We start from the raw sequence: 7,707 nt of genomic DNA on the forward strand, positions 1-7,707 counted from the left end.
GTAAAGGCCGTCAATGACACCAAGGCCGCGCTCGATGCCGCGAAGGCGGATGCCATCGCCGCCGAGTCCCTGGTCTCTGCCGCCGAGCAGACAAAGGCGCAGGCAGACGCCAAGCTGTCGAAGCTGAACTCCATCGATGCCGGCGCGGCGATCGCTTCCGGTCATGACGCGAACGCGGATGACGCCCTCAACGCGCTTTTCGCCGCAGCAGTCGAGGCACGTGCCAAGGTCGCGCCCGCCAAGGCTATCCTGGACGAGAAGCAGGCCGCGGTGGACGGGCTCCAGCCCGGCTATGATGCGGCACTCGCCGCCTACGAGTTGGCGAAGTCCAACCGCATCGCAGCGGAACAGAAGCTTTCCGATGAAATTGCACGACAGGAGGCGGAGGAGGCCGCAAAGCAGCAGGCGGCATACACCCCGAAGCACCTCGCCGGCACGGATACCGCCCAGCCCGGCAGCCTCGCCCAGACCGGCGACCGCGCGGGACTCATCGGCGAGACGTTCGCCATCGGCGGTACCGTCCTCGTGGCAGCCGGCGTCTTCCTCGATCAAAAGAAGCGCCGCGAGCAGATGTAGTGCAAATCGCATAACGACTCGGAAAGGGGAATCCTGCAAAAAGGAACTCCCCTTTTTTCGTTTCGCCAGCCACGGTTCGTTGAGGCAGCTTCAGCTTAAGGGCCACAGATTAAACCGATCTACAACTGTGACCATATGACTGTGCGCACATGTTAGCATGGTCATATGGTCACCTATTTACAGCTGCGATTATGATGCAATAACTCAACCGTTAGTGCTTATTAAACAGCCAATCGAAGCCAGGCTTGCCCAGTGTTTGGCGCATCTGCCCCACCTGAATCTCCGTCTCCACGCCATCCTTGCCGATGACGGCGGCCATGTTCTCAGCGGTCAGCAGCCAAGATAACAGACGGGCGGATCCAGCTCAGCATATAACGTTCGGTAATACATGACCATGTTAATGTAGTCATATGTTCACGCATTACAAGCTGGGACCTCATGTATTAGAGCTCGAGCTGCGCCCGTGCGTCCTTGGCGTCTCGCGTCCGACCGTCATCAAATGGCTCAAGCCGGGCTGGCGCGATAAGCGGAATGAGGTCGTGAGGCGGATGGACGCCGGCATCGTCACACCCATCCGTCTCACGAACGATGAAATCGCGTGGACGCCGGAGGCCGTGACCGTCAGGGCGTCCGGCGGGGAAATCATCGGGCTCGATACGTGGGGCATGGCGAAGGTTCTTACCGGAGCCTATGGTCCCGACTCTCCCGGTCGTATTCCTACGATATCGCCCCTAAATCACCAATGTGTCAGATAAAGAATGATGCAATGGTTATGATCAAGCATACGGCGGATAAGGCGACTGCGCCTTTTTTCCTCTCCTTTAGTCCGACGAATAGGGTTGCCGTAAAGTAAAGGGCGGAAATGCAGTCTATGGCAAGCAAAACGAGTTCCTTGGGCGGTTTCAGCAAAAGGTCGCTAGCAAAGAGTAATGCGAGCAGGGTAAAGCAGATTGTGACCAAGTATCTCGATTGATTTTGCGACAGCATGGCAACTGCCTTTTAGAACAGGCAAGTGAAAAGTCGGTACGATGCCGCTGCGGTTGCATACAAAGCGCCGCCAGGACCGCTTTTCACGTAACCGGCGATCACACCAGCGGTGCCAGCAACGTAGAGATCGCGCAGGCAAGCCTCCTCCTTCGGGATCAGCTTGACCTTGTGAGGAACAGGGCGGTTATTTGCAAATCCGTGAGAATCGCACCACGCCTTGGAATATGAATCCGTGCAGCGCCCGCGCTCAAAAGGGGATATATTGTAATTTTCGTCGTAGTTGTCTCCGACGTAGATCTCACTGCTCTCGGCGGGAGATCCCTCGTCGGCATAGGCTGCCGCAACGGGTACAAATGGTGTCATGACAAGGGAGAGGCAAAGAGCTGCTGAGACGATGGAGGGCAGGCATTTCTTCATGGCTGGCTCCTTAATCTGGCCTTTGATAGTTACTCGATGTCGCCTCCTTCCGCTTTATATCCGTTGTATTCGGCGTATTTCTTTAATAAGGCAAGAGGTTCTTCCTCTCCTTCGGATGAGCCGATGATGTTTCCTTGGTCATCCAGTATGAATACGGACGGAATATGCTCAAGTTCATATTGGTCATACACGGTCTTATCTTATTCTATGTATATGGGAAAGTCTCCTTCATGGACCGAGGCTTCTTCAATCGTGCTGTCCTCGGAAACAGTGAAAAGGTTCTTCCTTAAGGCTGCGAAATTATCAAGTTGTTGCATATCCTCTATGAGAGATTCGCAGTGCTGACGCCACGATGCCCAGAACATCAAGATGTTTTCCTCATTAGGTTTTAGCTTGTCAAAATAATTGACGTTTCGGCCGAGGCTGAAATCTTGGCCCTTTTTAATGGACAAAGATGAGGGATAAGCATCGTGTTGCGGTTTGATATTGACGGCGATCAAGGCGGCGAAACACGCCAGAGCCGCCAAAGTCAGTAAGGCGATAACGCATTTTCTCGGTTTCCAGCTCATGACAGATCCCTCTCTCATGGTGAAACGCATACATTATGAGATATATACATTATACGCTAATTAATTTCAATATCCATCATCTAACTAAAGAATACTGCCTCACTGGTTCAGCGACGATGCGTTTTTACCCTTGCGTTCCTACTCGCGTAACCGCCTCGCTGCGTCGGTGGTCGGAAGGGCCCCGTCTCGCATCCAGCGACCTTGTAACCGTATCTGTCGAGCCGGGCGGCAGCGCATCCCAATCGACGCACTTCCAGTCGCCGTCCGGCGCGTGCTGCATCACGAGGCCTCCGGCGGCCGTGAGCGCGTGGATATGCTCTCCTTGCAGGCCAACGATGATTCCGCCGGTGCATACGATGCTAGGTCGCTGTGCCGGCACTGCACAAACGTATTGGCCTTTGTGCCCCTTTTGGCAACTTTAGCACGGCTGTGGGTTAAAACAACCCACAGCCGTGAACACGTTAATGTAATACTATGCTAATTGCATAACATGTTCATATATTTCTACCTGCGACTTATAATTGCTTAATGTAGTCACATGTTAATGTGCTAATATATGACTATGCTATTTCAGAAAGGGGAGGACATGGCGACGAACATCCTGCTAGTCAATCAGAAAGGCGGCGTCGGCAAGACCACGTTCGCCGACGAGATCGCCTGGGGTCTCGAGCGCCGCGGCCACAAGGTCGGCTTCGGTAACCTGGACCCTCAGGGCGGAGCGAACCACGAGAAGGGGCTGCTCGACGACGAGGACGCCGTGAACGTCATCGACACGCCGGGGTTCCTGAGCGATGACACCGCCGAGTATGCCAAGAACGCTGACATCGCGATTATCCCGGTGCAGCCCGGCACGCTGGGCCTGAAGCCCATGAAGCGCACGATCAAGGTCATCACCGAGGCCAATCCCGACCTATCGTTCGCCATAATCGTCAACAACTTCGCGGCAAACCAGACGGTCGACCGCCAGTTCCTCGAACTGCTCGAGGCCGACGACCTGCCCGTGCTGGGCACCGTTCCGACCGCGGCGGCCTTCAAGCAGGGCGCGGCCCTGGGCAAACCCGTATACGAAATCGCCAAGAGCGGCAAGGCCGCCCAGGCAATCGAGAGCATCTTGGACGAGATCGAGGAGGTCCTGTAATGGCCGGAAAGTTCAAGAAATCGACCTCCTACTTCGACGTCGCCGCGGAGAAGGCCGAGGAGAGGCAGCAGAAAATCGTTGAGAGCGCATCCGAGCCCCAGAAACCGGCTCCGCAGGTACGGAAAGCCGGGCGCCCCAAAAAGGGCGCTGAAGGGGCATCTGAGAGGCTTGTTCAGCTGTCTGTCTACGTTCCCGAGAGCTACCGCAAGCGCTTGAAGCAGGCCGCGCTCGAGGAGGACAAGTCCGTTTCCGACATCGCACGTGAGCTGTTCGACGAGTACCTTGCCGAAAACGGGTTTTAACGAAGAGAACGACGTAACGTTCTTAACGTTGTGACAAAATGGAAGTCCAAGAGGATCAGGACAGGGGTATCGAAAGGTGCTCCTGTCTCTTTTTAGGCCACTGAGAGCCGATTTAAGACCTCGTTTTATATAGCAATGAGAAAACGGTCAAACCCCACCAATAAGTCGTCCTATTTTCAATTCTGTGACCTTCTAGCGGTATTCTGTGCAAGGTTGACTGAATACCGGTATCCCGATCGACCAGGAATCGGATTCGGCACTCATTGCCGAATTGGACGGGTTGCGACTGAGTGCGATAGGTCGCCCGGGGAGCCGAAGGCGACGCCGGCGCCGGGGATCGGCGAGAACGTGGGTGGGGAGTTGGGGCGGAGCCCCCACACTTTTGGCCGAAGGCCATGCCAAGGAGCCACAGGCGACGCGGAGCGTGCGCAAGCGCGCGGAGGGCAAGGAGGCGCAGCCGACGCGCAGGGAGCCGAAGGCGACCGGAGTGCGAGCGCAGCGAGCGCCAAGGAGCCACAGGCGACGCGGAGTGAGGCGTAGCCGAACGGAGGGCAAGGACGAAGGATCTCCTTGTTTGTATATCGTTCGATCATTAAATGCTTTCTGGTAGATTTCTCCGTTTCTCCCTTGAGCTCAGACTAAGTGAATCTTATTCACTCTAGTCAGACTTGGTGGGTTGTATGAACCCATAGTTGTGGTTATTTCAACCCATAGTTGTGGTTATTTCAACCCATAGTGCATGGGTTAACTGAACCCATAGTTGGCATGGGTTATTTCAACCCATAGTCTCGTGAGACAACCCATAGTTGATAAGTTGGCCCCGGTTAACACAGGCTCAAACTATGGGTTGAAATAACTATTCCGGTACTTTTTGGCATTTTTCGATCGCTTTCTATGGGTTGGATTAACCCATAGCTAGAAAAGTGGCTTAAATTGTCTATGGGTTCTTTCAACCCATAGCTATACCGTCACGGAAAAGCGTCCGCGATCTCTGTCAGCAAGACTATTGGTTGTTCTAACCAATAGTCTTGCTGAAGAACCATTATTTAACCCCCTATCAATAAAATGATTTTTCGCCAAACTATTGGTTAGAACAACCCATAGCTATGCTGTAGGTTCTTTCAACCCATAGTTTGTAAGAAAAAGAAATAGGGCTATGGGTTCATACAACCCATAGCCCTTCAAACTAGGCAGAATGCTTTGCGTCCCACTGAGCTTTGCGTTTCGCCGAATTCTCGGCGCGTTGCTTTTTCCTACCCTCCTCGACTTCGAGCCTGCGCTTAGCGATCGCCGTCATATCGAGCCGGTACTCAACAGATTTGTTATTACCACGCGGCGACTTAATCAAAAGACCGAGTTCGACGAGCTTATCGATTCTCTTCTTGACGTTCGACCGATCCGAGTTGACGTCCGCCGCCATGGTGGCAAGGCTGATGTAGCAGGTGGATTTGTAAACGTCTTTGCGCTGGAACGACCAAATCCGCCCCATGATATCGGTGTCAAGTCTAGGCAAACCGAGCTCGAGCATCCACGGCGGCTTGATGATCGCGACCTTCTCGCTGACCATATCCTGCACCATGTGGGCGACACGGGACGATTCATCCGATGCCCGGCGAAGTGCTTCGCGGTGACTCTCACTATTGGGCGTGGCGGCATCTGTGACGGCCTGATTCGCGAAATCGGACGCCGCCCCCATTCCAGACGGGCTTGCGGGGCCGGACGGGTGGCTATCTGTGTCCCACGGATAGCCACCGCCCACATCCGGTTTTAAATTTCTGGTATCCATAAACTAGCCTCTCGTTGAGGCTATCTAGCCATCAGTCGAAGTGATGCCATAGTATTTTGGTAGTACTTCAACATAGGGACCCAAATCGAAGCATACGTGTGCTAGGATTGCAGGTAACAGGCCAGAAAGCCACATTTGAACATGGAAAAAGCCCTTCTTACTTGGCGGTAGGGGGCTTTTTTCATATCTATTTTTGCTCTTTAACACGCTCCAAAAACTCGGCGATAGCGATCGCCGCCATAGACGACTTAGCTACACCGCGGCTCTTCGCGTAGTCATCGAGATCACGCCAAATTTCGAGAGGCAGAGTAACCTGGATTCTTTTCTTCTCCTCGGCCACTGCCATAGACAATTACCTCCTTCGTTGAACAAACGAAATCGTATCACTACTGATTGAAACAAAGCGTATCACAAATACTGTCTAAAATACAAACTAACACAGAGTGGTACACCTAAATTCGCTAAATCTTTTCGCCGGCCAGATAGGCACTCGAGTTTCCAAAAGGGATACAGGAAATTGCCGAAAAGGGCACAGGGGCGGCGAGTGATTCACCAAGAGTGAAGGTGGGCCCTCTTACCCAAGCGTTACTCGTTGCTTTGACTGGCAACGCACTAGGGCGACGGGAGTACTCGGGAGACCTGCCTGTATATTATGCAGCTGATTGAATGGCAACAGGGCCGGCGACGCAGACGACCCTGTAGCTGTCCACGCGGGACAGGCCGCGCATGTTGAGTTCAACGCGTCTCGTGACTGTTCAGATTCTGTGCACCGGGCGATTTGTTTTGGTCGTTTAGCTGGGCTAATGGTGATTATTGGCTGCTGGGCTGGAGGATTTGGACTAATAGTTGCTAATAGTGGCCGGATGAAGAGCTGTTCAAGCTATTAGAAGCAATAGCGAGTACGGTCTTGGCTGGAAAACAGGTCGCGAGCAGGGGAGGGCCGAGCATGTACGGACCGGTGAGCAAGAACGGACCGGCGTTGGAATTTGGGGAGATCGGCGAGGAAGTTAAGGATGAGGTTCGGCGGCAAGCGACTGGCGAGGCCGTCGAGAGAGCCAGGGGCAAGCTCAAGGCCCGTGACGAGCGCAAAGACGATCCGTTTTGGGGTCGCGGGAATCAAGAACACCTTCGTCGATCTGCGGAAAGACTGGATTCCGGCGAGGGAGTGGAGCACGGATTGATCGAAGAAGAATGACGCTCTGCTAGAATCAGCAGCGCTGTCGGCAGTCCTCGTGCCGGGCAGAGCCCTCCATCCGATGGGAGGTGATGCCCATGACCGATTTCACCGAGTTCGTGAAGCTCCTGACCGCCCTGGTCTCGCTCCTCACGGCCCTCGTCGGCCTTTCCAAGGCACTCAAGCAGGGTTCGAAGCCCAAAAAGAAAGGTCACCGTCGCTAAGGCGGTGACCTAACTCTTCAAAGCAACGGCTCTGCCCAGCTTCCTACGACTTGGGCTGCCGTCGGCACCATTCTACCCGTTTGACATTGCTGTTGTCGATGCGCCGTATCAAGAATCCACGGCAGCGCTCGTGGTTGCAAAACAGCCCAACAAATAGTGGCTATTAGTCAGTTCGACTGTCCAAAAGGCCTAATAGTTGCTAATAGTGGCTAGTTGGCAACGGATTTGGGCTATTAGTTCTAACAGTGCCTATACTATGACCCCACAAACGGGACACGGTTTTCTGCCCGCACGAGGTTTTGAAGTTTTAGCTGGGACAATCCGGCAGATTGGAGCACAGAACATGAGGTTCGAACGCCTCATGTCGCTCAAAATACGTCTCCTCAACTGCGCAAAGGAGAACGGTTTTTAGCGACAAGGAGACAATGGAATGATCTGGTTCACCAGCGACACCCATTTCGGGCATGAGAACGTGCTGAAGTTCACCGACCGCCCGTGGGAGACGATTTGGCAGATGAACGACGCCATCGTCGA

Annotated in this window: 9 protein-coding genes and 1 pseudogene; 6 read left to right on the forward strand and 4 right to left on the reverse strand. The window is 53.9% G+C overall.

Annotated features, from left to right (window positions below; genetic code table 11):
• Positions 1-576 (forward strand): annotated as a pseudogene (locus I2H19_RS09655) (CAP domain-containing protein); the annotation flags it as partial.
• Positions 577-1,575: 999 nt separating this feature from the next.
• Here the strand turns inward: I2H19_RS09655 and I2H19_RS09660 are convergent.
• Both I2H19_RS09660 and I2H19_RS09665 read right to left on the reverse strand, forming a co-directional pair.
• Positions 1,576-1,980 (reverse strand): hypothetical protein, encoded by a 405-nt coding sequence (locus tag I2H19_RS09660; RefSeq protein WP_195622525.1) that lies wholly within the window; start codon positions 1,978-1,980, stop codon positions 1,576-1,578.
• A gap of 200 nt (positions 1,981-2,180) precedes the next feature.
• Positions 2,181-2,549: a hypothetical protein gene (locus I2H19_RS09665; RefSeq protein ID WP_195622526.1), complete on the reverse strand. Its 369-nt coding sequence runs from the start codon at positions 2,547-2,549 to the stop codon at positions 2,181-2,183.
• A 307-nt stretch (positions 2,550-2,856) separates the two neighbouring features.
• Between I2H19_RS09665 and I2H19_RS10140 the strand changes: the two genes are divergently transcribed.
• The 3 genes from I2H19_RS10140 to I2H19_RS09675 all read left to right on the forward strand — a co-directional run bounded on the left by I2H19_RS10140 (position 2,857) and on the right by I2H19_RS09675 (position 3,989).
• On the forward strand, positions 2,857-3,030 hold the full coding sequence (locus tag I2H19_RS10140) for a restriction endonuclease, SacI family (protein ID WP_411266903.1): 174 nt from the start codon (positions 2,857-2,859) through the stop codon (positions 3,028-3,030).
• 105 nt (positions 3,031-3,135) lie between these two features.
• A complete protein-coding gene (locus I2H19_RS09670; protein ID WP_195622527.1) occupies positions 3,136-3,687 on the forward strand; it encodes a ParA family protein in 552 nt (183 codons plus the stop codon).
• Positions 3,687-3,989: a ribbon-helix-helix protein, CopG family gene (locus I2H19_RS09675; protein WP_195622528.1), complete on the forward strand. Its 303-nt coding sequence runs from the start codon at positions 3,687-3,689 to the stop codon at positions 3,987-3,989. The genes I2H19_RS09670 and I2H19_RS09675 overlap by 1 nt, the downstream gene beginning before the upstream one ends.
• Positions 3,990-5,175: 1,186 nt before the next feature.
• Here the strand turns inward: I2H19_RS09675 and I2H19_RS09680 are convergent.
• Positions 5,176-5,775 carry a helix-turn-helix domain-containing protein gene (locus tag I2H19_RS09680; protein WP_195622529.1) on the reverse strand — a complete coding sequence of 200 codons (600 nt, stop codon included), beginning with the start codon at positions 5,773-5,775 and terminating at the stop codon, positions 5,176-5,178.
• 187 nt (positions 5,776-5,962) lie between these two features.
• Positions 5,963-6,121, reverse strand: a complete 159-nt coding sequence (locus tag I2H19_RS09685; protein ID WP_082421961.1) for a ribbon-helix-helix domain-containing protein — start codon at positions 6,119-6,121, stop codon at positions 5,963-5,965.
• A 600-nt stretch (positions 6,122-6,721) separates the two neighbouring features.
• On the opposite strand from I2H19_RS09685, the gene I2H19_RS09690 reads away from it, so the two are divergent.
• Complete coding sequence (locus I2H19_RS09690) at positions 6,722-6,970, forward strand: hypothetical protein (protein WP_195622530.1); 249 nt, start codon at positions 6,722-6,724, stop codon at positions 6,968-6,970.
• 77 nt (positions 6,971-7,047) lie between these two features.
• Positions 7,048-7,173, forward strand: a complete 126-nt coding sequence (locus I2H19_RS10050) for a hypothetical protein (RefSeq protein ID WP_256637919.1) — start codon at positions 7,048-7,050, stop codon at positions 7,171-7,173.
• Positions 7,174-7,707: the final 534 nt, after the last annotated feature.

The organism is Collinsella aerofaciens, from assembly GCF_015560135.1.
Taxonomy (GTDB): domain Bacteria; phylum Actinomycetota; class Coriobacteriia; order Coriobacteriales; family Coriobacteriaceae; genus Collinsella; species Collinsella aerofaciens_AN.

Excerpts from the sequence above, each read along its gene's own strand:
- I2H19_RS09660 (WP_195622525.1), bottom strand. The coding sequence starts at position 1,980 with ATGAAGAAATGCCTGCCCTCCATCGTCTCAGCAGCTCTTTGCCTCTCC.
- I2H19_RS09665 (WP_195622526.1), bottom strand. The coding sequence starts at position 2,549 with ATGAGCTGGAAACCGAGAAAATGCGTTATCGCCTTACTGACTTTGGCG.
- I2H19_RS09670 (WP_195622527.1), top strand. The coding sequence starts at position 3,136 with ATGGCGACGAACATCCTGCTAGTCAATCAGAAAGGCGGCGTCGGCAAG.
- I2H19_RS09675 (WP_195622528.1), top strand. The coding sequence starts at position 3,687 with ATGGCCGGAAAGTTCAAGAAATCGACCTCCTACTTCGACGTCGCCGCG.
- I2H19_RS09680 (WP_195622529.1), bottom strand. The coding sequence starts at position 5,775 with ATGGATACCAGAAATTTAAAACCGGATGTGGGCGGTGGCTATCCGTGG.
- I2H19_RS09685 (WP_082421961.1), bottom strand. The coding sequence starts at position 6,121 with ATGGCAGTGGCCGAGGAGAAGAAAAGAATCCAGGTTACTCTGCCTCTC.
- I2H19_RS09690 (WP_195622530.1), top strand. The coding sequence starts at position 6,722 with ATGTACGGACCGGTGAGCAAGAACGGACCGGCGTTGGAATTTGGGGAG.
- I2H19_RS10050 (WP_256637919.1), top strand. The coding sequence starts at position 7,048 with ATGACCGATTTCACCGAGTTCGTGAAGCTCCTGACCGCCCTGGTCTCG.